The sequence below is a fragment of the Microcoleus sp. ARI1-B5 genome (assembly GCF_036705795.1).
Lineage (GTDB): Bacteria > Cyanobacteriota > Cyanobacteriia > Cyanobacteriales > Microcoleaceae > Microcoleus.
Genome location: NZ_JAUBVK010000030.1, coordinates 16,786 through 42,135 on the forward strand (window position 1 = coordinate 16,786; position 25,350 = coordinate 42,135).

Sequence of the window (25,350 nt, forward strand, 5' to 3'; positions counted from 1 at the left end):
ATATGAAGTTTACCCGATCGCTCCGACAAGCAATTCTCTTATTTCTGATTTCCTGTCTGCTATCGGTGGCGATTCCTCCCGCAGTGGCTCAGATTCAGTCACCACAAGGAGTGCAGCTTGTCAGACAAGCTCGAACTCTGTACGCTTCGGAACGTTTTTCCGAAGCTGTACCGCTGTTGCAGCAAGCGGCGGCGCTGTTTGAGGCAAAAGGTCAAAATCTCGATCGCGCCGCAGCATTGAGCAATTTAGCTGCAACCTACGGGGAGTTAGCACTTTGGGAACCAGCAGAACAAGCTGTGAATGCTAGTCTGTCGGTAGTGCAAGCGCAGCCCAAAACTCCCGAACAGCAGCGGATTTGGGCGGAAACTCTCAACATTCAAGGACAGATTCAACTCGAACGGGGGCGGACTCCTGATGCGATCGACAACTTGTACTTAAGCGCTAAAATTTTCGAGCAAATTGATAACAAAAACCAACTTTTTCAAGTTCTAATTAATCAAAGTCGAGCTTGGGAAACTCTCGGACTTTACCCCAGGGCTTGCAAAATTCTGTTAGCTTCCTTGAATCTGGAAAACAAAACTTGCGAAGTTTCGACAGCGGGTTTGGCAAGTTTGCAAAATCAGCCGGTTTCCCTGGAAAAAGTTCGGGCAATTAATGCTTTAGGCAGGGTGCTGCGGGTTTTGGGACAACTGGAACGTTCCCAGGATTTGCTGTCAGCGGGACTGGAAGCTGCGGGAAAATTGGGCGTCGGACAAGAGTCGGCTGCAATTGCTCTCAATCTGGGGAATACGGTGCGGGCGAAAAGCAATAAACCGGGTTTGAGTCCCCGACTGCGGGATGAATTGGAACGCTCGGCCTTAGAATATTATGCTCGAACTGCTGGGGCGATGCCAGATCGATCGCCCCTACAAATTCAGGCGAAATTGAATCAATTGAGTTTGTTGGCCGATCGCAAAAAATGGTCGGAGGCAGAGGTTTTGTGGCGTTCCATCGAACCTCAACTCGGTCGAGTTCCGTCGAACCGCGCCGGACTTTACGCTCAAATTAATCTAGCTCAAAGCTTGATGAAATTAGCTCAGTCGCCAGCGGGAAGTTTGAGTTTAAGCGATATTGACAAAATGCTCGATCGCTCTGTGGAACCAGCAAACACTTTGGGCGACAAACGCATACAAGCTTACATTTTGGCTGCTAAAGGCAAACTTTCGGAAATCCAAAAGCAGTATCAGAAAGCCGAAAATCTCACAAGTCAGGCTTTGAGTTTGGCACCGGCTTTTCAATCTCCCGATATTGCCTATCAATTATTGTGGCAAGTCGGACGTATTCGGAAAGCTCAGGGAGATGCAGAAGGGGCGATCGTTCAATATACTCAAGCTGTGAATGTACTGTCTTCTCTGCGAGGCGATTTGGTGACAGTGAATCCGGAAGTGCAATTTTCGTTTCGGGAAAGTGCCGAACCGGTTTATCGGGAATTAGTCGGGCTGCTGTTGCAAGAGGAATCTCCCAGTCAATCTAAATTGAAACAGGCGCGCCAAACGGTGGAATCTTTGCAGTTGGCGGAATTGGATAACTTTTTTCGGGATGCTTGTGCTGATGCTAAACCAAAGTCGATCGAGGAAATCGATCCTGCCGCGGCGGTGATTTATCCGATTATTTTGAGCGATCGTTTGGAGGTAATTTTGTCAATTCCCGGCAAACCCCTGCGCCGCTACACTACTAAGAAGTCTCAAGCCGACTTGGAAACTGCCTTCAGACTAGCTAAAAATGTCATCAGGCCTGCTGCTTTTCCCCGCGACAGGTTACAACCTATTCAACAGGTTTACGACTGGTTAATCCGCCCCGCAGAGGCAGATTTGACTGCCAGCGGGATTAAAACTCTGGTATTTGTGCTCGATGGTTATTTGCGAAATCTGCCGATGGCGGTGCTGCACGACGGGGAAAAGTTTTTGGTAGAAAAATACAGTATTGCTTTGGCGCCGGGACTGCAACTGCTGGCACCGAAACCGCTGAGCCAAGTCAAGTTAAAAGTGCTCGCAGGTGCCCTCTCCCAAGCGCGTCAAGGCTTCTCGGCTTTGCCGGGGGTGATGCAGGAAGTTGAGCAAATAGCGGCGCAGATGCCGGCGAGTTCGCTGCTGAATCAAGATTTTGTCAGCGGGCGGTTGCACGATCGCATTAAATCGGTGTCTTATCCGATCGTCCATTTGGCAACTCACGGTCAGTTTAGCTCGAATGCGGCGGATACTTTTATTGTGACTTGGGACCAGAAAGTTAATGTTAAGGAGTTCGATCGACTGCTGCGATCGCGCACTGGGGAAAACCAACAGCCGATCGAACTTTTGGTGTTGAGTGCTTGCGAAACTGCTTCCGGCGACAACCGGGCGGCTTTGGGTTTGGCCGGTGCTGCAATTCGATCGGGTGCCCGCAGCACAGCAGCGACTCTTTGGCAAGTCAACGACGAATCTACAGCTATTTTCATGACTGAGTTTTACCGGCAGCTTGCTTCTAAAACCAGCAAAGCTGAAGCCCTCCGCAACGCTCAATTAAGCCTGCTGCAAAACCCAGACTATCAAAATCCCTATTTCTGGGCGCCTTTCGTACTGGTGGGGAATTGGCAATAAACAGTTGACCTGTGACAGTGGACAGTTGACAGTTGACCTGTGACAGTTGACCTGTGACAGTTGACTCCCGAAGCAGTCAATAGTCAATAGTCATTGGTCATTGGTCATTGGTTCTTCGCCTGGGTTTGAAACTGTATCGATATCTAGAGGCTATGCCTCGCCTGGGAAAAAATTTTTGGGACGGGCTCTTCGGCCCATCCCACAACAACAAATACTCTTTTTGGGACGGACTCTGGGGCCCATCCCACAATAGCAAATCCTCTTTTTGGGACGGGCTCTGGGCCCTTCCCAGCTATTTTTGCAATCTTGTCTAGGCTTGTTGCAACCAGACAGTCATATCATCTCCGGTGGATTGACCACAATAACATTGGTTTGTAGTGCCGCCGAAGAGTCCGCTCTGATGCTGCGGACTTAAGTCCAAACGATCGAACGGTTTTTGTTATGGTAATCGACCGGACAGGATATCAATCAGAAACCGGGTTTCTCGGCCCTGCGTGTAAGTCTTGGGAAAATGCCGGTGCCGAGTTCGTGTTGGTTTTTTGTTAAAGATTGTAAACTGTAACGAGTGCTTTCTGCATCTGATATTTTTTCGAGGAGTCCCATGAAGCAACTTTTGATGGCTGAGCGCTTTTGCTTGATTGCCCACGTCTTGTCAATGGCTTTTGGATTGGCAGGGTTGCTGCTGATTTTACCCCGTCCCGAATTGGTGATGAGCTTACCGCCCGCTGGGCAAACTTTGTTCCAGTGGGGGATGGCTGGGGGTGGAGTAGTTTATATCATCTTTGGTGCAGCAGCGGTTGCTCTATATGCCTATCGGACGTTGGGGCTGGGTGCAACTCTGACATTTTTGCTGCCTTCTGTGTTTTTATCTTTGAGTAGCGAGTTGTTGGGAACGAGTACGGGTTTTCCCTTCGGCAACTACCACTATTTGAGCGGTTTGGGCTACAAAATTGCAGGGCTGGTGCCGTTTACAATTCCCCTGTCGTGGTTTTATCTGGGACTGGTTTCATATATAATTGCTCGCGCTGGAGTCGCTGGCGGTAAAGGTGAACTCAACTGGGTGCGCCAAATCGGGGCGATCGCCCTTGGTGCTTTGCTGCTGACTGCTTGGGATTTTGTACTCGATCCGGCGATGAGTCAAACTTCTGTGCCTTTTTGGGAGTTTGAGGAAGTTGGGGCTTTCTTTGGGATGCCTTACCGCAATTTGGCTGGCTGGATGGGCACGGGGGCTGTGTTTATGTCGGTAGCAGCTTTCTTCTGGAGAACAAAGTCGATTAAATTAGAGCGATCGGAATTGGGTTTGCCGTTAATTGTTTATTTGGTAAACTTTGCTTTCGGAGCGATTATCACTGTCACTTCCTTGGATTCTCGGTTCTGGTTCCCAACATCCCTAGCTGTGCTTTTGGGTGTAGTTCCGGCGATCGTATTGAGCTCGATCGCTAAACCCGCAGCACATGACTTAACAGAAACAATTCCGTCTTTGGAATCGGCTCTCAAAGCTGAAATTCCACCTCAGCGCGTGGGCGCTTTGGGCAAGTAAGCGGCTGATGAGGAATCATATCGTTTCCGGTCGATTGACTGCAATAATATTCGATCGCGGGTGCGGACTTAAGTCCGCTCTCCGGCTGCGGACTTAAGTCCAAACGCTCGAACCTTTTTTGTTATGGTAATCGAGCGGACACGATATCACGGCTGATTTGGCAAAAATTTACAGGAAATTTTGAGCTAATTTAAAAACCCGGTTTTAACAAGAAACCGGGTTTTTCAGCAACTATATTTTCATGCCAAATTCCTGTAATATGTTTGAGGTCATATCGTGTCCGATCGTCGATTAACCGCAATAAGTAAGGAACGCACGTGCGTTCCGTTTTTGTTGTGGTAATCGACCGGACATGATATCAAAAGTTGATTAAATTTTTCCAATTGACACCAGCCGTAATTCCCAATTCTTCAATTGAAAATCTAAGATCTAAAATCTAAAATCTAAAATCCCATGCTCGCCCCCAACATCCCAAATCTCTTGACAAGCATCATCCCTGCCGCACTTTTGCTGCTGCAATTACCCGCCGCCGCGATTTTAATGTCGCGCTTAATTAAAGGCCCCTCGCGCATCCCTCCCCTAGAACCGGATTCGCCGACGCTGGATTTGTTGGGTGCTTGTACTGCGGTGGTACCGACTTTGAACGAAGCCGATCGAATTTCGCCTTGTTTGGAAGGATTGAGCCGCCAAAGTTACGAACTCCGAGAAGTTGTGGTTGTTGACAGCTATTCGGTAGACGGCACCGGAGATTTAGTCAAAGCTGCCGCCCAAAAAGACCCCCGGTTTCGCTTAATTAACGACGATCCGTTACCGGCGGGCTGGGTGGGGCGTCCCTGGGCGCTGAATTGGGGTTTTTTGGCAAGTTCCGAGAAATGCGAGTGGATTTTGGGCATCGATGCGGATACTCAGCCGCATCCGGGTTTGATCGCGAGTTTGCTAAAGACGGCTGCTGCTGGAAATTACGATTTGATTTCGCTGTCGCCGCAGTTCATTCTCAAGTATCCGGGCGAGTTGTGGCTGCAACCTGCTTTGTTAATGACTTTGGTTTATCGCTTCGGCCCCACGGGAACCGGCCCAGATGTGCCGGAACGGGTGATGGCAAACGGTCAGTGTTTCCTCTGCAAGCGCGAGGTTTTGGTGGCATTAGGGGGCTATGAGGTCGCAAAAGGTTCTTTTTGCGATGATGTGACTCTGGCTCGCTATGCGGCTGCTAAAGGCTTTAAAGTGGGCTTTTTGGATGGGGCGAAGGTGCTGAAGGTGCGGATGTATGAGGGGGCGATCGAGACTTGGAACGAGTGGGGTCGATCGCTCGATTTGAAAGATGCTGCTTCTGGCGCTCAAATTTGGGGCGATTTGTGGCTGTTATTGGCGGTTCAAGGTTTGCCGGTGCCGATCGTACTGTGGTATTTGCTGTCGGGTTCTGTGCCTGCGGTGGCTGTATTTCCCCACTTTTGGCTGTGGGGATTGAATGTATTTTTGGTTGCGGTGCGATCGGCTTTGTGTTTGGCGATCGCTCCTTCTTACGATCGAACTCAGGCATCGGGTAAATGGCTGTTTTGGCTGTCACCTTTAGCCGATCCGCTAGCGTTTTTGCGAATTCTCATTTCTGCCTTAAATCAGCCTACTCAGTGGCGCGGGCGGAAGTATAGTTAGTGACAAACTTCCGAAAAAACTCGGCGGTTGAAACCGCTACTATACAAACAATGTCCGCAGAGGCGGACTAAAGAGTAAAGGGGGGGAAAAATCCCGGATTTGATATAATTCCGGTAGGGGCCCGTGAGCCAACAATCTTTCGTTCAGACTAACAATCTCAATAAACCCGCCCCGGCCTCAACTAGGATGTGGGATTCGCGAGCGGGGCGGGCTGGATTCTCGTCTTTTCAGGCCCTCAGCAGCGCTTTAGAGGCTGATTCGCCTGCGAGTCGGAGCTGCCGCGTCAATTGCAGGTTCAGCAGCACCAAGACAGTCCACTGGCCGAGCATCGAGAGCAAAACGGTATGTCCTGACGCGCTGGCCAGGGCTGACCAAGAGTCAAAGGCCGGAAATACTGAAGACAGCCAAATTAAAGGAGCTTTTTCAGCGCTGAGGGAAAGCATAGATAAAATCATTGGCGGCAAAAAGAGAGCGCCTCCGACTGTACACGCGGCCCAAACTGCCTGGTTTCGGATTTTTGCAAATAGGAATAGCTGGGTGACTGTGGCGTAAATCAGAATCAAATTCGCGAAGATAATCATGCAGAAAAAGACTTTGAGACCCTGGAGTATTAAAGGTGTTAAAATCACCGTCGAACTCAGGATATTGATGGCGATCGCAATTTCAGGCGGACTTTTTTCGCTCCAAATTAAATCTAGCATGGGGTAGCGCCGCCACAGCTTCTGACTGCTGGGAACGATTTGTTTCCGATACCTCGCCCAATCGTACAATGCTTGTCTTTCAGGGGTTAAAGCAGCAATTAAAGCTACAAATAGTAGGAAATCCAGGAACAATAACCCGGCAATATTGTTGTTGTTTGTGATTTCCGATTGGAGTGCAAACCCTAAAATTAGTGGCTGACAGCACATCACCAGCAAATAACTTTGCCGTTTGCTCAAAACAGTGGCGCTGGGGTTGGGAAAGCGGCGCTGCCATCCCTGCCACATCCAATAGGTTACAATCCCACAAATTAAGAGAGATAAAGCAGTACAAGACACAAGGTATGTGCCGATCGGTAAATGAAACCATTGCAGATTATTGAAGTTTCCAACTAACCAGTTCAAGTCAGAATTGTGGGCTTCAGTAACTCGTCGATCGACTAAGTATTTCAGGGCAGGAGCCGGAGATAAAAATGTTAGCAAGTCAGCAGCATTGCTGTTTAACGGCATATTAAAAGCTAGGGTAATAAAACCCAAAACTGCAGCGCTAGCCAACCAAGGTTGAAACCCTCCCAACCAACTGGTTGTTAAGCCAAATAGCATCGCGCTGCTGTAGAATAAAGCACAGCTAGCTGCCATTGCTATGTCGAAACATAAAATATGATGCAGAGGTATTTGAGCTGTTAATCCGCTGTAGATGTGCAGCGGTACAGCAAGAATTGCTGCGAGATACAGTAAAATTGGGACACCGAGAATTTTGCCGATAAAAATTGTGGTGGTAGACTGGGGACTGAGGCGAATAAAGTTAAGCGTGCCTCGGCGTTCCTCCTTATCGAGGTCGCTGACCAGCATATAAGTGCCTGCTACTAATAGCACCATAGCGCTAAATATGCTGAGGTAAACAAATATTTCTAGCCACCAATACTGCCAGTTAACGGTAAAGTTTCCCGCCGCATCTTTGATGCACTTTGTCTCAACAACACGACCATACAATTCAGTGCAAAATCTGTTGTAGATGGGGTAAGTGTACTCGCCGGCAGGAGGGGCAATCGGTATCTGGGCGCGCCAAGACAAGAACAGCAGCAGTTGAGCGCTGAGGGAAAGGGCGCTGGCGATCGCGATATTGCCCATTTTCAAGCGGCCTTTGAGTTCTCGAAATAACTGGGAATTCCAGTTACCGATTTGGTCTAGCAAGTTGAGTCTCATAGGTAATAGTTTTGAGTTGTGAGTGAAAAATTAGAAAGGGAAAAATTTATTTAATAGTCTTGGACGCATTTCGACCAAAGAAACCGCGTTTTTTGCTGAATCTGGTGGCTCCGATGAAAGATTTTGATAAAAACCCGGTTTCTGACTACCCGTGCGTCCAAGACTATTTAAGATGCTTGTTTGTGTCCCATCTTGAGGAAGATGGTTTCTAAGTCTTCTTGAGTGCAGTGAAATTCTGTAATGGGAATGTTGGCGTTGACAAGCGATCGCAATAAATTCGCTGCATCTTCCCGGCTTCCTGAAAAATGAACGCACACCTGCTGAGTTTCCGGCAGTATTTCCCAACTTTCTACCCAAGGAAAGTTCTTGAGTTCGGATGTCAGCGCTTCTAAATTGCCCAAAGTTGACAGGAAAATTTGCTGTTTCCCGAGGCGTTTGTAAAGTTCTTGCAAAGGGGCGCTTTCGACAAGATAACCGAGTTCCATAATTCCCACCCAACTGCAAAGTTCCGCTAAATCGCTGAGAACGTGAGACGATATGACTACGGTCATGCCGGCTTGTTGCACAGCTTTGATAATTTCGCGGAATTGCGATCGCGCGATCGGATCTAAACCGGAAACTGGCTCGTCTAACAGCAGCAACAGCGGTTCGTGAATAATAGTGCGCCCCAAACTCAGCCGCTGTTTCATCCCCCGCGAAAGAGTGGAAATTAAGCTGTTGCGCTTGTTGGTTAATTGCACGAGTTCTAAAACTGCATAGATGCGTTCTCGGCGGCGGGGCTGCCGCAAGTTGTAGAGTCGAGCAAAGTAATCTAAATAATCCCACACAGTCAAATCGTCGTAAAGGGGAAAATCGTCGGGAAGAAAGCCGATGTGCTGTTTGAGAGTGGGGTTGGATCGATCGCGCAACAAGGGACTGCCGTTGATGTAAATCTCCCCTGTAGTCGGCTCTTCGGCGGCGGCCAACATTCGCAGCAAGGTAGTTTTGCCGGCACCGTTGGGGCCTATGAGCCCGCAGATTTCGCCGGCGGCGACTTGCAAGTCGATGTCATTAACCGCAATATGGCGATCGAATTGTTTGGTGAGTCCGCGAGTGTCTATTGCTAATTCTTTTGCCATAGTTAAAAGGCGAGTGAAATTGGCTGCGGTTTGTCTCTAGCTTGGAAGTTAAAGCTTGCAGCTAGCTTAGCCTTTTGATACAGCAGTTGTCAGCGGTATTGCGGAAACTTAACTGTTAAGTTTTAACATCAATCTTATAACCATTATTAAAAGTTGCTCCTGACCCCGCCGGACACGGCCATGCCGTTTCCCTACAGATACTTGCATACAATGTATATGTATTCAGACTTTTTGGAATGGGTATTATAACTCATAAAAAAGAATGCAAACGCACTTACAGCAGTGCCATATCCTTCAAGCAACGGCGCGTTAACTCGATTCTGGCGGCTGGGTCGTTTTTGCTGCGGATGTCAATGTTTGTGGCAAAAAAGTAAACATTTTTATTCTGCTCTAAATAACCTACATACCAGCCAATTTGAGGCGCTGTTTGTTCTCCCAAGCCTGCCCAGCCTGTCTTTGCCCTAATTGTGTAATTGGGAGTTTGTTCGACAATTATGATGTCTTTAACCACAGAGAGCGATCGCTCAGAAAAGGGTAAGTCGTTTTTGTAGAGACGGCGCAGAAATTGAATTTGCTCGTTGGGGGTGATTCGCAGTTCTCCGCTCAACCAGAATTTGTCAATATCGTCTTTGTTACCGATTTTTTGGTTGCCATAACCGACTTTGGCTACCCATTTTTGCATTGGCTCGTGTCCGACTCGGCGCGCGAGAACTTGGTAAAACCAGACGGCGGAAAGTTTGATGGCTTCTCTCATATTCAAGTCTCGATTCCATGCGGGAATTTGCCTTTGAATTCCATCCCAAGTTAGGACGGCAATTTCATTTGCGATCGCGCCTGTTTCTAAGGAAATCAGAGAGTTGAGAATCTTAAATGTAGATGCGGGTAAAAAAGCTGTGCTGTTGCGCTGCGGGTTGTGTTGGTAAAGCCGATCGCTATTCAAGTCGTAAATTGCGATCGCCCCTTCAACCCCTAATTCTTGAAAGTGCCGTCCAAAATTCACTGTTTGAGCGACATCTCCTAGGCGTGGCCGAGATTCCTGCACGGGAGTTGGCGCGGTTAAGGCTGAGCGCTGTGTCTGAACTAAAACAGCACTAATGCAGCCGAATACAATTAAAATCCGAGCGATCGCGCGAGATATTCGGTTCATAAACTTCGATTTATAAGGTGCGTCAGATTTAGGTTGTGTACGAAACAATGAGAGTTTGACTCCGGGGCACCCTACAATATAATAGGTGCCAATTGCGTAAGGATTCAACTACAAAACTGCCATAACAATTAAGGCTACCAAGCAGCTTAACTGAATCCCTAAGCTCAAAATCCGAAACTTTGGATCGAGGCCGGCAATGTGAATCATTGAATGCACCAGCCTCCATACGATGTACGCAACAATCAGCGAATCTACGGCTGTTCCAGAGACGCCCCTAACTGTTAGCAGGAAAACAACTCCCAAATACAAAGGCAGGTTTTCTATCAAGTTGGATTGTACTCGAAATAGTCGCCACAGCAAACTTTCATCGTTTGGTGTGCCGAAATCTTTGGGAGATCCGCCCGCAGATAGATGCCGAATCCTGACTGCTATGAGCGCGATGACGACTGCGATCGTCCACAAAATGAAAATTACTAAACCCCAGAGAGGGACGGTCATATTTGTCTGTTCAATTTGTATCATCTTTCTACCTTGCGAAACTGCTAGTAATATTATGTGCTGTCAATTACATTAATAAAAAAAGGAACGCACGTGCGGACTTGGGTCCGCAGCTTGTTGCGGACCCAAGTCCAAACGATCAAACCAATCTTATTGCGGTTAATCGATCGCACACGATATAAATCTAAAATCTAAAATCTAAAATCTAAAATCGCCTTGACGATCGCACCATTGTATCGAGCAGATGTTCGATCGCACTTGGTAGATTTTGGCAAAAACCAGTGTGTACGCGCGATGTCTGAACGATCGTGCTGCGGGGCGCTACGAGCCAGTGAAAGCGCTCTCTGTGGGGAAGTTGACCGATCGCGCCAGATTCCTTGCCGCCCGCACAAATGACGGGAATGACGGCTAGGTGGTTGCGAATCAGTTCCAGATCCAAGGTTGAGTCGATCGCCCTCAAACGCTGTTCGTCAATTTCGATGCGGGCTTCGAGGAATTTTTTCGCACCGCAAGAAACGATCGCGCCGACGTTGACAAACTCTTCGCGATCGACTTTGGGAACGACGCGGATAATGGCATAATCATACAGAAATCGATCGGGCACGAATCGCCTCCTCCAAGAAAATATGTGGTGATTCTAGCCGGTTTAGCAGGTATTCGATATAAGCATCGCGATGTTGGTTGCTGTCGCTGAAGGGAGAATCTGCTACCAGCCAAGTATCAGGAATCAGTTTAACGATGCTGCGAATGATGTCCGGCGTTAGCCTTTGAATCATCTTTGAATTTGCCGTTTCCAGCGTGCTAGCAAAGCGCAGCAGAACGTGGTCTTTGATTGCGGGAAAACGATCGCGGCTGCGCGAGAGATAATCTTTCCAGGTATGTTGGAAGTAGAGAGCCGCACCGTGATCGATCAGCCAAAGCCGGCGGTGCCATACCAGCATATTTGCATTGCGCGGCGTGCGATCGATATTGGTGACAAAAGCATCGAACCAAACGATTTCTGAGGCCAGATCCGCATCGGACTTGCCGGCTACGGGGTCAAAGGTGATGGAACCGGGGAGATAGTCGAGGGCGAGATTGAGGCCAGCACTGGCGCGGATTAAATCTTGAATTTCCGGATCGGGCTCAGTGCGAGCGAGTTCCGGATCGAGTTCCACAAACACGAGTTCGGGGATTGGGAGTCCGCAGGCGCGAGCAATTTCCCCCGCCACTAGCTCCGCGATCAAAGATTTTGCTCCCTGGCCCGCACCGCGAAATTTCAGCACGTACATACCGTCATCGTCGGCTTCGACGATCGCCGGTAGCGAGCCGCCCTCGCGCAAGGGAGTGACATATCTAGTTGCAGTGACTGTTCGCAAGCTGGTAATCATACCATTTTAGATTTGGGATTTTGGATTTGGGATTGAATAATTGGGCAGGACTGATTCTATATTGTTTAATTTTGACAGCACAACTATATAATTGTAAGATGATTTCTCACAAATGTTGATACCAAAAAGTGTTGAGTTTATTTATTCAAATATTTGTCAGGTGCGGCTCTGTGAGATTGTCGATTTTTTTGAGGAATTTTCTGCAAGCGACGCACCCTACGGCTACTCTATTATAATTATAAACTAATTAGGATTTAAATTTAGGACTCGTGTACAAATTTGCGGCGGCTTCGGAGCATGAATTAATTGTGTTTGGTGCGGCAAAACCGGGATACCGGGATGGGGAAGTTGCTCGGTGGATAGATTTTATGCGGGGACAGAAGATCGATCGAGTTTGCTGCTTGCTTCCTGAGTCTCAACTCATGGGCTATTCTGACTTGCTGGGAAGCTATCGAAATGTTTTTGGGTGCGATCGAGTTTGCTGGGCGCCGATCGCAGATTTTGAATTGGCCGATCGCGAAATTTTAGTCGATCGCATTTTGCCGTTTTTGGCATCAGCAAATAGCGCGGGCGATCGCGCGGTAGTTCACTGTGGTGGCGGGATTGGGCGCACAGGACACGTCTTGGCTGCTTGGTTGGTTAGCGGGCGGGGATTTTCTAACCAAAAGGCGATCGCGGCTGTCAAAAAAACTGGCCCAAATCCCTATGAAGCTGCGATCGCTGCTGTTTTCAAAGGTAGAAATCCCTGGAAAGTCGTTCGAGAACTTCATAGGCTATTAGATGATTGCCGGATCGCTTTTGAACAAGACTTATTTGAATAGATAAATCTTCGATCGATCCCGAAACCGCAGATGAACGCAAATTAACGCAGATAATTGCAACGGGTGGCGAGAAACCGGGTTTTTTTTACGAAAATCCTTCGCCGCAGCCCGCAGTAAGGGTGAAAAACCCGGTTTCTTCGATCGAGATGCGTAAGTGCTGTTCAACATTGGCGATCGATCGCCTTCAATAGACTACTGACTGCTGACTACTGACTAATGACTGCTGTCAACTGTCAACTGTCAACTGTCAACTGTCAACTCATTTGTCACCGCTTCCGCGAAGGGAACCGGCGCATCAAGCTGCAACCAGTGGCTGGTTTCTGGTATGACGGCGGTGGCAATTTGGGGGCGGAGTACGTGGAGGCTGAAGGGCCAGGAGTTGGCCGGCGCGAGGACTGCTGAGATTTGGGTGCCCGGGGTTGCTAAGTAGCGATCGATCGCACCGACGGCGTTGTAAGCAAACATACCCTCGTACATACCGACTAGGCGATCGCGCGGCGTGGCCCCGAGGCGTGCGATCGTGGTTTCGCGCGTCTCAGGCGTACTGCCTTCGAGGGCTTGGGCGAACTTTTCCTCTGCAGCAGCGCGGTAGCCGTCGCCCGCCAGCGCTGCGAGGAAGGGAACCATCTGTTCGTCGTATACTGAGGGCGGCAGGTAGTTAAAGTCACCGGGGGGATCGGCGAGGACGACGCGCGCCACCCGCGCTGGCGCGGCGTCGGCGGTGGCGAGGACGGCGAGGGCCCCGAAGCTGTGCCCTACAAGGGCTACTTGCGGGATATCCAGTGCGTCGAGGACGGCGAGGATGTCGGCTGCGCAGGCATCTGGCGAGTAGTCGCCGTCTGCTGGCGGATCGGAGGCGCCGTGGCCGCGCAGGTCGATCGCCAGAATCCGCTGGTTTTGGCCGAGATTGGCGCGCAACAGGGCGATCGTCTCGTCCCAGACTCCGAGGTGGTATGCCATACCGTGTACGAAGAGGACGGGGATGGCTTTAGGTTCTTCCCCGCTGACCGCGCCCGTGTCGGTGAGATTGAGTCGCCCCGCTGGGCCCGCGACAGTAGTAATGTGCATAAAATGCCTCGACTTCAACGTTGTTCGGATTGGAACGCACGTGCGCCCGAAAGTCCGTAGCATTATGCGGACTTTCGGGCGCACGTGCGTTCCGTTTTTGTTATGGTAATCGAGCGGACGCGATATGAGATACTTATTAACCATGACAGTCGATCGCACCCGCGGTCTTGTCAGCAAACATACCCTTGTAGGTATTTGGCTTTCTTCTTTGACCGATCCTGTAGAGTTTTGGCGGATTCTAATTTCTGCTTTGAATCAGCCGACTCAGTGGCGCGATCGCAAATATGAATCATAATTGGAACCCGGGCCTAAATAATTGGCTGTCGCCCCTCAACTTATTTTACTCAACGATCGCCTCATCTAAGCTTGTTTTTCTTAAGTCTGCTCTCCCTAAATTTGCACCTCTTAAATCGGCATTTTTAAAGTTAGCATTGCTTAAATCTGCCCAACTCAAATCTGCACCTCTGAGATTAGCATCTGATAAATTAGCTCCCGCTAAATTAGCCCTCACAAGTTGCGCTCCACTCAAATTGCTGCCGCTCAAATTTGCTGCTGGCAACTGTGCTGCTGTTAAGTTTGCTTTTCTTAAATTAGTGCCGCCCAGGTCAGCCAAATTCAATTTGGCATAACTCAAATCAATATTTTCCAAGCAAACTTCACGCAATTGGGCGCATCTCAAGTTGGCATTTATAAAAAATCTTTCTCCAACGGCATAACGGCGCAGAAATTCGTCAACTCCCAGCCGAATTAAAATTGTTTCGCAAGCATTTTGGTAGCACCACGATGTCTCCAGCAAACGGGCGGCTGCTTCAATCGCTACCTTGTCGCATTTAGGGAGAACCAAACTATTGCACCCATCCCACTCACCGTTGAGCATAAATGCCATGTCAGAAGCTGCTGCAATTGAGCCGCACAGCAAAACGGTTTCTGGTTTTGGTTGCAGCCAGTTCATTAAACCGATCGAACTCTTGTTTTTCACTGTTTATTCAGGATTTGTTTGTCTTTCTTAATTATAGGTTAAATTATTTTTTAGGTCTTGAAACAGGTAAGGTGCGCAGTGCGCACCTACCGTTAGAGTTCTTGGAATTAGTCCTAGATATCGCAGCAGGCAGAAGGCATTTGTCAGAATCTGACTGAGGACTGAGGACTGATGATTAATCAGTCGTACTAACGTGGTCTATGCGCTCTAATTGCCAGAGAATTTGGTTGCCCTCGCGGCGCACGCGAGAAACTACCCAGTTGCGCCAAACCCAGTTGTCTCCGCGGCTGGTTACAGCGCTGGCATTTACATCCATCAAATCAGCCAGTTCAGAACTGGTAATCAAGTAGCCTTTGGTGGCAACTTCGTCGGCTATGTGCAAGGTTTCGATCAGGTTGCGGAGTTCCTGAACCCTCACCTCGCGGGGCAAGTTCTCCAGCGTATCGGCAGTTGAATCCATCATGGTAGAGTTGGAGATCGGAAGGTCAGACGTTATGACATAGGATTCTATCGTTTTGTTACCAGTTGTGTCCGTTTCTTCCAAAACAATTGTGTTTTCAAAGCGTAGGGGCGATGCCGCCGCGATCGCCCCAGCCTCATCTGCTGTTGGTGGATGCTGTTGCAGTTGGGGAGTGCGGTTGTGCGAGAAGCTGCGGGCGATTTCGTCGCACCTGTCGTTATAGAAGTCGCCGGAGTGACCCCGGACGTGTTCCCACTTGATTTGTCGCGAATTCAGCTTGTCTAGCAGGTGCCAGAGGTCTTGGTTGACGACATCTTTGCCCGTCGAGGTTTTCCAGCCTTTGTTTTTCCAGCCTTGAATCCATTTGGTGATGCCGTTTTTAACGTATTCGCTGTCCGTGTAAACGGTGACTGGTTCGGTTTGACCGGAATTGGCAAAAAATTCTAATGCAGCGACGGCAGCCTGCATTTCCATGCGGTTGTTGGTGGTTTGGGGGTCTCCCCCCCCGAGTTCGTGACATTTGCCGTCGGCGAAGCAAACTACTGCACCCCAGCCGCCCGGGCCTGGGTTGCCGGAACAAGCGCCGTCTGTGTACAAGCTTTTGATTTTGGGAGTTGTCATGAGCGAATTAATTTGTCATTTACAGGTAAGTTGTTGGGTGCGATAATTGAGGGGAATTGCGATCGAATGTAGCTGCTATGAAAAATGCCAACTTAAAGATTAAAAAGGTCGGGCTACTTATTTGCCCGTTTTATTTGTTATTTTTTAATACTCTGGCGCAAGCACAGCCAATAGTCCCGGCTGCTGACGGTACTGGCACGGCCCTCACCCGCACCGGCAACCGCTACGATATTAACGGTGGCAGTTTGTCGGGAGACGGGGCGAATCTTTTTCACAGTTTTGGGCAGTTCGGCTTGAATGAAGGTCAAATTGCTAATTTTTTGACTAATTCAAGTATTCAAAATATATTAGCTCGAATTGCTGGCGGGAACCCTTCACTAATTAACGGTTTAATTACTGTCACGGGCGGCAATTCTAATCTGTTTTTAATTAATCCGGCGGGGATTGTGTTTGGCCCGAACGCCAGTTTGAATGTGCCGGGGGCTTTCACTGCAACTACTGCTAATGGTGTGGGTTTTGGTTCTAATTGGTTTAATGCGGCGGGTACAAATAATTTTAGCGCGTTAGTTGGTGCGCCAAATGCTTTTTATTTTGGTGCGACTCAACCGGGAAGTATTGTTAATTATGGCAATTTAGCTGTGAATCCGGGGCAGAGTTTGACTTTGCTGGGCGGTACGGTTGTGAGTACGGGACAGTTGTCGGCACCGGGCGGGCAAATTACTGTGGCTGCTGTTCCGGGCGAGAATGTTTTGCGCATCAGTCAACCGGGGCTTTTGTTGAGTTTGGAAATAGCAGCGGGCGCGAATTTAGGGAATTCTCAACAAAGTTTAAATCCTGTTTCTTTGCCGCAGTTGCTGACAGGTTCTGGCCAAAATCAGGCGGCGGGTGTTGCGGTTGCGGATGACGGTACCGTGCGGCTGGTGGACTCGGGTTTGCAGGTGAATTCTGGGGATGTGGCGATTGCTGCTGGGAATATGTCTGTGCTTGGGCAGGTGAATGCGGGAAGTGCGACTGTTTGGGCTGCGGGAAATCTGACGTTAGCGGGGGCTAGGCTGCAAACTGCGGGGGATTTGAACTTGCTGGCACGGGATGCGGTGCGGGTTCGAGACAGCGTGCAGAATCCTTTTTTGGCGCTCTCTGGGGGCAATTTAGAGATTCGGGCCGATCGCGCGATCGACATTCTCACCTTAAACGCCACGGGCGGCTTGTCTCTTCCCCCGCAATTCCAAAGCGGCGGCAATTTGAGTTTAGTCAGCAACGGCGTGATTTCGGGGGATTCTCACTTTATTTCGGGAGGCAATTTTTCGGTGCGGAATTTGTCGGGAATGCCGGGAAATTTTGTCAGTTTATTTGACCCGATTATTAGTTCGGAAGGAGATGTTTTTTTTGGAGATTATACCGGGGTTTCGCTGAAAGTGGAGGCGAGGGGAAGCATTGTTGCCGAGAATATTACAATTACTGGCCCCGATGTTGCATTGCGGACTGAAAATGTGAATCCCGACGATCCAGATATTCCTATTTTAACCAGAAGTCCGGCTTTAATTCTGCGGGCGGGACTGCTAAATCTGGCAAATCCGCTTAATATTTCTCCGGAGGATGCAAATTTTACTTCGGTGTCGGTTTTTCCCAGAAATTTGATTTCTGTTGAAAATATTTCTGCGGGCGGGCCGGTGATTTTGTCGGCTGCGGGAGATGTGGCAACTAGAGATATTAACGGCGGTCAAATTAATCTCGAAAGCACCGCAGGGTCTGTGATAGTCGGGGGCAGATTAACGTCGAGTTCGACGATTAATATTCAAGCTATCAACAATATTATATTGACAAGTGACATCTCTCGTGCTGATATCAACGGCAATATTACTCTGAATGCGACTGGGGGTAATATCGTAACGGGTGCGATCGACACTGGGACGAATGGGGCGATCGACATTACAGCATCCGGCAATGTAAATTTTGGGAGTTTGCAGGGTTCTCAAGTTAATGTTACCAGCAACTCCGGCGGTCTGGGAGTTTTGAGCGATCCGAATACAATTGTCCCCAATACAACACCCGTCAACGTTACAGCAACCGAGAATCTCACTTTGGCAGCTTCGGGCGACTTAACCGTAGGGGATCTCAGGGGTGCGACTGTCAGGGCCACCAGCCGCAGCGGGAGTGTCGCTACGGGTGCGATCGCCACTGCGGGAGATGTCAGAATTGTAGCGGGACAGCAAATCAGTACAGCGCCAATAACCGTTAATCCTGCCGCCGCAAATCCAGTTAATCCTACCATTCCCACAGTCAATCTGGACGCCCAAACTAATATTAACGTTGCCTCGGTAAATGCTCCGACTGCTACAATTGCTTTGAGAGCAACCAACAACTTAACTGCCGGGAATTTGCAAGGGGGAGCAGTGGATGTTAGCAGCAATACCGGGAATATTACAACTGCCAATACTTCGTCAGCGGGAAATATCAATGTCAGAGGTGCGGGGAATGTAATTTCAGGAAATTTGCAGGGTATTGGAGTTAATGTCGCCAGCAATTCGGGAACTGTTGCCGCAGGCAATACCAACGCTACAGGTAATGTTGATTTGACGGCTTCGGGCAATTTAACGGCAGGAAATTTGCAGGGAGTTGGGATTAATCTCAACAGCACTAGGGGAAATGTCACGGCTGGTAATCTAACCGCTTCCGAAAAAGTTGGGATTTCCGCAGGAGGGCAAATTCAAACCGGGACAGTTAATATCAATCGCGCTACCACAGACGCAGTTAATCCCCGGTCGGCGGTAACTCTGAACGCCCAAAATAATATTAGCGTGGCAGGGATAAATGCTCCTGGTGCGAGCATTGTTTCGAGAACACCGACTAACTTTACTGCGGGGAATTTGCAAGGGACGGTTGTTGATGTTATTAGCGGTGGAAATATTGCGATCGGCAATACTGTGTCAACGGGAAATGTCAATTTACAAGCCGCGGGTAATGTGACTGCGGGTAATTTGCAGGGAGTGGGAGTTGATTTAATTAGCAGCAGGGGAAATGTCACCGCTGGGAATATCAATGCTGCGGAAATTGTGGGAATTTTAGCGGGAGGGCAAATAACAACCGGGGGAATAAATGTTAATTCTGCTGGTGTCGATCGCACTTCTGGAGTAAATCTTAACGCTCAAAATGATATTAGCATTGGATCGGTGAATGCTCCGGGCGCTCAGGTTGATATCGCAACTCCCGGTTTAGTGCGAGTGACGGGTATTTTTGACCAAAACGGTTCTCCTGTTAGCATCTCAACGCTTGGGGGCACTCAACCGGGTACAGTGAGGATCGCTCACGGCGGCGGGGATGTCAATCCGCCGACGCCTTTTGCGGTGGGAGATGCGACGACTAACGGGACTGCTGGGGCGATCGCCAGCAATGCTTCGGGTACTATTACTGAGGGGCAATCTTTCATAAATTCTTACACTCAGGGCAATAGTGCGATCGTCACTACCAACCAACCAATTAATCCCGACAATCCCGACAATCCCGACAATCCGAATAATCCCAACAATCCCAACAATCCCAACAATCCCAACAATCCCAACAATCCCAACAATCCGAATAATCCACTAAATCCAAATAATCCACTGAATCCCAGTAATCCACTAAATCCGAATAATCCGAATAATCCTAATAATCCCAACAATCCGAATAATCCCAATAATCCACTCAATCCAAATAATCCACTCAATCCAATCGATCGCAATAACCCAAATTCGCTGCCGCCATCGCTAATCAATAGATTTCCATTAGATAGAGCGCGAGCGGTTTTTCCCGATGCCAACCAACCCTTTAACCCCGAACAGCGGCAGAATCAAAACAGAATATCCCGAGATATAGGAAAACCCGGAGAAAGGATGCCGCCGGAAAGAATGCCATCTCCGAGAGGACTCAGAAATTTCATCGGTGGAAATCCCAGACCGCCCGTTTTTGGGCCACCATTTCGCAGCGACATCGGCAGGAACTTGGATGCCGGCCAACTATCAGCAGCTTTGCCTCTGCTGGACAAATCTTTCGGCCAAGAATTCCAGGAATATTTCGGCCTCAACATCAGCGACGATTTGCTATCCCCAGACGACATCAAAAAAAAGTTAGCATCCGTGGCGGAAGAAACTGGCACGAAACCCAGCTTGATTTATCTGTTTTCGCGATCGGAAAAATTAGATTTAATGTTAGTAGATTCTTGCGGCGGAGTGGTTCACAAAAGCGTGCCGTCAGCGAACCGGGAAGAATTGCTGAAAGTTGTAAGTGCGTTCAGGAATGAGATTACTAAGCCCGGGGTGCGGGCTACTACGAGTTATCTACCATCTTCCCAACAGCTTTATAAGTGGATGGTTGCGCCTTTGGAGGAGAATTTGAAAAGGTGCCAAACGGATACTATTTCCTTTGTGGTCGATCGGGGTTTGAGAGCTATGCCCTTTGCTGCTTTGCACGACGGGCAGCAATTTTTGATAGAAAAGTACAATCTCAGCCTGATGCCGAGCATTAATTTAACAGATACTCGCTACGTGGATCTCAGAAAATCTCAAGTTTTAGCAATGGGTGCGGATCAATTTTCCGAGTTGAATCCTTTACCTGCGGTTCCTGCGGAAATAGCGGCTATTTCGCGAGAGTGGCCGGGAGTTAGTTTTCTGAATGAGGGTTTCACTTTGGAGAATTTGAAGCGACAGCATCAAAGCCGGCCTTTTGGGATTATTCACTTAGCTACTCACGGCGAATTTCGTCCGGGGCTGCCGAATAATTCTTTTATTCAGTTGTGGGATAGTCGGTTGAGACTGAATCAATTGCGTGATTTGAGATTGAATAATCCGCAGGTGAATCTGTTAGTTTTAAGTGCTTGTCGGACTGCGGTGGGTGATGAAAGTGCGGAGTTGGGTTTTGGGGGATTGGCGCTGCAAGCTGGGGTGCAAACGGCTTTGGGGAGTTTGTGGTATGTTTCGGATGAGGGTACTTTGGGATTGATGAATGAGTTTTACCAGCAGTTGAAGACGGCGCGAATTAAGGCGGCGGCGCTGCGACAAGCGCAAATTGCGATGTTGCGGGGAGATGTGCGTTTGGAGGGCGGCAGGTTGCGGGGTTCGAGTCGGGGTGAGGGGGTGGAGTTGCCACAATCTTTGCAAGGGTTTGCGGATTTGAAGTTGTCGCATCCTTATTATTGGTCGGCTTTTGTGATGATTGGGAGTCCTTGGTAATCCCGTTTGTAGCGATACCAAATCTGGGGAAGGTCATCCCCTTGATGATTAACCCTTCGTCTCAAGCGAAAGCTAACGTGCCTCGCTTGAGACAAATCCAAAAAGGGGTTAGCTTTGCCCCGGATTTAGTATGAGGAGATAATATTATCCATCCTCAGAAACACGGCGCAATATTTTATCCCCAATTAGCGCGTTCCTTGGGTTATCAACTAATCCTGTGTCGAGTAGCACAACACCAAAAAGTACCGCCCATCCCTTGGCGCGTTGCAGTGTTGCTTCAGAAGCATTTGCATATTCTGCGATCGCCCGTTGGCGTGCATTTCGATGAGAGAAGAGCATCCAGATAGCAGCAAGATCTGTGGCAATATCGCCTGATGTCATGTCGCCCCAATCAATAATCCCCGCGATCGCACCGTTTGCAACAAGCACATTTCGCGGGTGAAGGTCGCCGTGCAGCCATGTTGCTTCAACGTCAACAGGCGCGTTTAAAGCGACATTCCAAGCGTTCTCGATCTCTCGATTAATCCGGTTGGTTTTCGCCTTCAGCCGTTGCATCCGTTCCTCAACAGAAGCTGCCCGCTGGTGCAAGGATACGCCGCGGAACGCATTTGATGGCGCATTCAATGGCGCCGGTACGTGCAACGATCGCAAGAATGAAGCAAAGGGTTTTGCCTGATTGGCATGGGGTTCTTCTCGATCGGCAGCCACACCGGGCAGCCAAGGCAATACACTCCACCGCCAAGGATAACCCCCTGCTGGTTTGCCCAGCCTGCAAGGTGTTGGAACAGGGATAGAAAGCCGATCGGCCAAAATTGGCAGCCAAGTTTGCTCGTTTTCGAGTAGTGGGGCTGCTATTTGGCGGCGCGGGAGTCGTACAGACAACTCGTCGCCCAGCCGAAACATCGCATTATCCCAACCACAATCAACGAGATGAATCGGGAGGTGTTTCAAATCAGGGTGCTGGTTTTCTAACAATCTGTAGACAAGGGCTGCATCTATTTCGACTTCAGATATCGGCGTTCCTATTGAACTCGGTTTTCGCTCCAACTCCATATATATTTGCCTCCTTAGCTTGACTGCCGCCTTTTCAAGGGTAACGGAGGGCGATCGTCAGCAATGCCGCTGCTGCAAGCGCTGCTGCCGATCGAATGTGATTCCAGATTGTCCAGTTGGCAAGGTAGCTGACTCAGAGCGATGTTGAATTAATAGGCTGCATATAATATGCACACCACTCTAAATCCTCTTCACTTTGTGAACAAGAATGATGCAAGTCTGGGGGGTTTATTTCGATCTTGTTGGTGCCACCACTCATTGAAGTCCTCAAGCATGAAACCTTGATTTTTACCCCCCTCAAAAAACTCTGATATATGATGCACAAATGCTGGTATTTCAACGACCTTTTGATTTATTTTAAAATTAGCTTTTGTTCCTTGATACTGTCTAAAGGGATGCAGTTCAGAGATGAATAAATATCCTCCTTTGACTAATACACGAAATGCTTCTGAAAATATAAATGAGAGGTTTTCGATGTGTTCTAAAACGAGATTGCAGGCGATAATATCGGCAGAGCCATTGCTACAAGTCCATTGCTTCGTGATGTCTCCTCTAATAAATATCACGTTGGCAGCTCTCACTTTTTCTTGCGCTTTTTCGAGCATGGATGCGGAAAAATCGATTGCATAGACTTTTTCAGCAATTTGTGAAAGCAGAACCGTATTTTTACCCGTACCACAACCAATTTCAACCGCGGATTTACACCTCAAACCCATCAAGGTTTCTCTGGTAACTACTCCATCGAGATCGCGCGTCAGGTTTTCGTCAGCATCGTATGTATTTGACCAATTATCGTAGGCGGCTTGAACACTCATATTGACTCCAAGAATCGCTGCATTTTGCCGATCGAAAGGTATCGTACTTGCTCATCGATAATTTTACTGTACCTTGCTGCTGAACGCCCGCTGACAAGTTCCTAACCTCCCAAATCAATGGTATGGAGTAGCACAAACGCATACACAACATTACTATTGTGCCGATCGATCGCATATCCCAACGATGAGCAATGCCGCTGCTGCAAGCGCTGCTGCCGATCGAATATGATTCCAGATTGTCCAGTTGGTAAGGTAGCTAGCCCACAGTTTCGCGCCCTCAGCGCTGCTAGGCTCAACTTTTGCCAGCGCATCGTTCAGCGGCACATTAAATGCGATCGTCACGGATACTGTGCCAACGAGATACAGCAGGCTGCCGACGAGCAAATAAGCAGCACCTGGTTGATGCGACTTGAATGAGGAGATAATCAGGAAAATACAAGCCGCAGCCGTTCCGAAGAGCGCCGTCATAAATAATGGATTGATAGCGGTGATATTGATCGATTGCATGGCCGCAATACCCTGCGCCCGCGGGAGTCGGCTAAGGGCGTTCATCACGAAAGTTGAGAAGGCGAAAAAGACTCCGGCCATCAGCCCGCAGCCCAGTGCGGCGAACAGCTTCAATACGAAATGTTGTTGCACAATCAGATGTTGCGGTATCATCTTACCTTCCTACCAGTTGGGCGACTTGGACACGAGCATTTGCGATCGACTCCGCTAACGTTTTCCCACCAAATTCGTCAGTCTCAACAGCGACAAAAGTGATATCGGTGATGCCAATAAATCCCAAGATTGTTGTTAAATAAGGGTCTTGATGATTCAGTTTCTCGTTGTACTCACCCGGGCCAAAACCTGAACCACCTCGCGCCGCGATGACAAACATTTTATTACCTAAAACGAGCGGTTTGTAAGGGTTGGCAGCATCCTCTGACTCATACACAAAGGTTCGCCCCGGACGCACAATTTGGTCAATATAAGCTTTGAACGTACTGGGAATGCTGAAATTGTACATCGGAATGCCGATCGCGTAGATATCCGCAGCTAAGAATTCGTCTAGGAGTCGATGCTCGTGCGAATTGCTTCCCACAGTTCGGGCGTGCGTTTTTCCGGCGGTGTATAAGCTGTCGCAATCCACGGTTCATCCACATGGGGAACCCGATTGCGACCAATATCTCGATAGGTAACGACATCAGCCGGATGCGCTTGTTTCCATTGTTCGACAAATTCTGTTGTAAGTCTGCGAGAGTGCGATCGATCTCCTCTCGGACTGGAATCAATATGTAACAAATGTGCCATAGCTTCCTCCCGATCCATCACCATTCCAGCTTAGGCAAATGACTCATGTTCAGCTATCTGATTCTTGTGCAACTATCAAAATCTTGCGGTCAATTTTGCGATCGATCGGCAGGAACAATCTCAAAGTGAGTACAATCTAAACTAGACGAATTGGATTTGCATCATCGAGCTACCAGTTACTCATCAACCTGAACCAACCAGCTTGCACAGTTTGTCTAGCAAATCTCAGGGTTGGGAGCATATTTGGGTCGAACAGTTCCATGAACCTCTGGGTGAGTGCAATTGTCATTACAGCGATGAACACACAATTTATCTGTCTCTTGCACCCCGTCCAGTACGCCTGCTGGTAATCAAGGGAGGAAAAACCCACACGGGGCTGTACGCCAAAGGTGACATTTCCATAACGCCTGCAAAGATGCCGTTGTTTGCGCGTTGGGATAGTGACGATCGCCCGATGCAGATTAAAATTGCGTCTCGTTTCATCGAAAGCGTTGCTAGAGAAGCTTTTGACATGAATCCCGATCGGCTTGAATTGCTCCCGGAATTTCGGACGCGCGATCGACAAATTGAGTCGATCGGCATGATGCTGCTTTCTGAACTGCAACAGGAGAATTTAGGCCAAAATCTCTACATCGAGTCACTGTCAAATATCCTAGCAGTGCATTTGCTCAGACAATACTTTACTGCCAAACCTCGCCTGACAATTTACGAGGGTGGTTTAACTGAACGCCAATTGTTGCAAGTCTTGGAATACATAAACGAACATCTAAGTCAAGACATCAAGCTTGCAGATTTGGCTGCATTGCTGGGTATGAGTCAATTTCATTTCAGCCATATGTTTAAAGTGGCGATCGGAATAGCTCCCTATCAATATCTGCTCCAGCAACGAGTTGAACGGGCGAAGGAGTTGTTAAAGCAAAAAGAGCGATCGATTATGGAAATTGCCTTAGAATGTGGGTTCAATAGCCACAGTCATTTGAGTAAACATTTTCGGCAGCTTACGGGCATGACGCCTACAGCCTACAGAGCAAATTAAACAACCATGCTTTTGTACAGTACGCAGTATAAGATGAAATTGAGGGGCGACCGATCGACTCGAACGGCGAGCGGGCTTATTGTTCGACCGCGATCGCTACCGCCAAACCTGTATAGAGTCGATCCAGGATTGCATCTTAATCTACTGGTAGA

At 48.7% G+C, this 25,350-nt stretch carries 21 protein-coding genes; 7 read left to right on the forward strand and 14 right to left on the reverse strand.

The features are described 5' to 3' along the window. Positions 1–2 precede the first annotated feature (2 nt). The 3 genes from QUB63_RS28595 (at position 3) to cruG (ending at position 5,808) form a co-directional block, all read left to right on the forward strand. Positions 3–2,615, forward strand: coding sequence for a CHAT domain-containing protein (locus tag QUB63_RS28595; protein ID WP_332948755.1), 2,613 nt, complete (start codon positions 3–5; stop codon positions 2,613–2,615). 601 nt (positions 2,616–3,216) lie between these two features. Continuing rightward, positions 3,217–4,155 (forward strand): gamma-carotene 1'-hydroxylase CruF, encoded by a 939-nt coding sequence (gene cruF, locus QUB63_RS28600; protein ID WP_332948756.1) that lies wholly within the window; start codon positions 3,217–3,219, stop codon positions 4,153–4,155. A gap of 453 nt (positions 4,156–4,608) precedes the next feature. Then, the gene (gene cruG / locus QUB63_RS28605) at positions 4,609–5,808 is read left to right on the forward strand and encodes a 2'-O-glycosyltransferase CruG (RefSeq protein WP_332948757.1); all 1,200 of its coding nucleotides are present in this window, start codon (positions 4,609–4,611) and stop codon (positions 5,806–5,808) included. Positions 5,809–6,035: 227 nt separating this feature from the next. Here the strand turns inward: cruG and QUB63_RS28610 are convergent, their stop codons facing one another. The 6 genes from QUB63_RS28610 to QUB63_RS28635 form a co-directional block, all read right to left on the reverse strand. After that, the gene (locus QUB63_RS28610; protein ID WP_332948758.1) at positions 6,036–7,712 is read right to left on the reverse strand and encodes a hypothetical protein; all 1,677 of its coding nucleotides are present in this window, start codon (positions 7,710–7,712) and stop codon (positions 6,036–6,038) included. A 167-nt stretch (positions 7,713–7,879) separates the two neighbouring features. Further along, the gene (locus QUB63_RS28615; RefSeq protein WP_332948759.1) at positions 7,880–8,830 is read right to left on the reverse strand and encodes an ABC transporter ATP-binding protein; all 951 of its coding nucleotides are present in this window, start codon (positions 8,828–8,830) and stop codon (positions 7,880–7,882) included. A gap of 274 nt (positions 8,831–9,104) precedes the next feature. Beyond that, positions 9,105–9,977 (reverse strand): class D beta-lactamase, encoded by an 873-nt coding sequence (gene blaOXA, locus QUB63_RS28620; protein ID WP_332948760.1) that lies wholly within the window; start codon positions 9,975–9,977, stop codon positions 9,105–9,107. 108 nt (positions 9,978–10,085) lie between these two features. Continuing rightward, positions 10,086–10,499 carry an MAPEG family protein gene (locus QUB63_RS28625; protein WP_332948761.1) on the reverse strand — a complete coding sequence of 138 codons (414 nt, stop codon included), beginning with the start codon at positions 10,497–10,499 and terminating at the stop codon, positions 10,086–10,088. Positions 10,500–10,680: 181 nt separating this feature from the next. Then, positions 10,681–11,079 carry a DUF3037 domain-containing protein gene (locus tag QUB63_RS28630; RefSeq protein ID WP_332948762.1) on the reverse strand — a complete coding sequence of 133 codons (399 nt, stop codon included), beginning with the start codon at positions 11,077–11,079 and terminating at the stop codon, positions 10,681–10,683. Continuing rightward, entirely contained in the window at positions 11,057–11,845 is a 789-nt protein-coding gene (locus tag QUB63_RS28635; protein WP_332948763.1) for a HipA family kinase, read from the reverse strand. Before QUB63_RS28635 ends, QUB63_RS28630 begins: the two co-directional genes overlap by 23 nt. A gap of 269 nt (positions 11,846–12,114) precedes the next feature. Here QUB63_RS28635 and QUB63_RS28640 point away from each other — a divergent pair, with 269 nt between their 5' ends. Then, positions 12,115–12,666: a protein-tyrosine phosphatase family protein gene (locus QUB63_RS28640; RefSeq protein ID WP_332948764.1), complete on the forward strand. Its 552-nt coding sequence runs from the start codon at positions 12,115–12,117 to the stop codon at positions 12,664–12,666. A gap of 240 nt (positions 12,667–12,906) precedes the next feature. Here the strand turns inward: QUB63_RS28640 and QUB63_RS28645 are convergent, their stop codons facing one another. After that, entirely contained in the window at positions 12,907–13,878 is a 972-nt protein-coding gene (locus QUB63_RS28645; protein WP_332948765.1) for an alpha/beta fold hydrolase, read from the reverse strand. On the opposite strand from QUB63_RS28645, the gene QUB63_RS28650 reads away from it, so the two are divergent. Next, a complete protein-coding gene (locus tag QUB63_RS28650; RefSeq protein ID WP_332948766.1) occupies positions 13,859–14,029 on the forward strand; it encodes a hypothetical protein in 171 nt (56 codons plus the stop codon). The two genes, QUB63_RS28645 and QUB63_RS28650, sit on opposite strands and share 20 nt — an antisense overlap. 45 nt (positions 14,030–14,074) lie before the next feature. Here the strand turns inward: QUB63_RS28650 and QUB63_RS28655 are convergent, their stop codons facing one another. Together QUB63_RS28655 and rnhA are read right to left on the reverse strand one after the other, a co-directional pair. After that, on the reverse strand, positions 14,075–14,713 hold the full coding sequence (locus tag QUB63_RS28655) for a pentapeptide repeat-containing protein (RefSeq protein ID WP_332948767.1): 639 nt from the start codon (positions 14,711–14,713) through the stop codon (positions 14,075–14,077). 175 nt (positions 14,714–14,888) lie between these two features. Then, complete coding sequence (rnhA, locus tag QUB63_RS28660) at positions 14,889–15,794, reverse strand: ribonuclease HI (RefSeq protein WP_332948768.1); 906 nt, start codon at positions 15,792–15,794, stop codon at positions 14,889–14,891. 77 nt (positions 15,795–15,871) lie between these two features. Between rnhA and QUB63_RS28665 the strand changes: the two genes are divergently transcribed. Next, the gene (locus QUB63_RS28665; protein WP_332948769.1) at positions 15,872–21,001 is read left to right on the forward strand and encodes a CHAT domain-containing protein; all 5,130 of its coding nucleotides are present in this window, start codon (positions 15,872–15,874) and stop codon (positions 20,999–21,001) included. Positions 21,002–21,145: 144 nt separating this feature from the next. Here QUB63_RS28665 and QUB63_RS28670 read toward each other — a convergent pair whose 3' ends face one another. The 5 genes from QUB63_RS28670 to QUB63_RS28690 all read right to left on the reverse strand — a co-directional run bounded on the left by QUB63_RS28670 (position 21,146) and on the right by QUB63_RS28690 (position 24,162). Then, positions 21,146–22,054, reverse strand: coding sequence for an aminoglycoside phosphotransferase family protein (locus QUB63_RS28670; RefSeq protein ID WP_332948770.1), 909 nt, complete (start codon positions 22,052–22,054; stop codon positions 21,146–21,148). Positions 22,055–22,245: 191 nt separating this feature from the next. Continuing rightward, positions 22,246–22,869, reverse strand: coding sequence for a class I SAM-dependent methyltransferase (locus QUB63_RS28675; RefSeq protein WP_332948771.1), 624 nt, complete (start codon positions 22,867–22,869; stop codon positions 22,246–22,248). Between the two features lie 153 nt (positions 22,870–23,022). After that, on the reverse strand, positions 23,023–23,376 hold the full coding sequence (locus QUB63_RS28680; protein ID WP_332948772.1) for an anthrone oxygenase family protein: 354 nt from the start codon (positions 23,374–23,376) through the stop codon (positions 23,023–23,025). Positions 23,377–23,530: 154 nt separating this feature from the next. Further along, positions 23,531–23,953 carry an FMN-dependent NADH-azoreductase gene (locus QUB63_RS28685; protein ID WP_332948773.1) on the reverse strand — a complete coding sequence of 141 codons (423 nt, stop codon included), beginning with the start codon at positions 23,951–23,953 and terminating at the stop codon, positions 23,531–23,533. Further along, on the reverse strand, positions 23,920–24,162 hold the full coding sequence (locus tag QUB63_RS28690; protein ID WP_332948774.1) for an NAD(P)H-dependent oxidoreductase: 243 nt from the start codon (positions 24,160–24,162) through the stop codon (positions 23,920–23,922). Before QUB63_RS28690 ends, QUB63_RS28685 begins: the two co-directional genes overlap by 34 nt. Before the next feature lie 211 nt (positions 24,163–24,373). Here QUB63_RS28690 and QUB63_RS28695 point away from each other — a divergent pair, with 211 nt between their 5' ends. Beyond that, a complete protein-coding gene (locus QUB63_RS28695) occupies positions 24,374–25,198 on the forward strand; it encodes a helix-turn-helix domain-containing protein (protein ID WP_332948775.1) in 825 nt (274 codons plus the stop codon). Positions 25,199–25,350 lie beyond the last annotated feature (152 nt).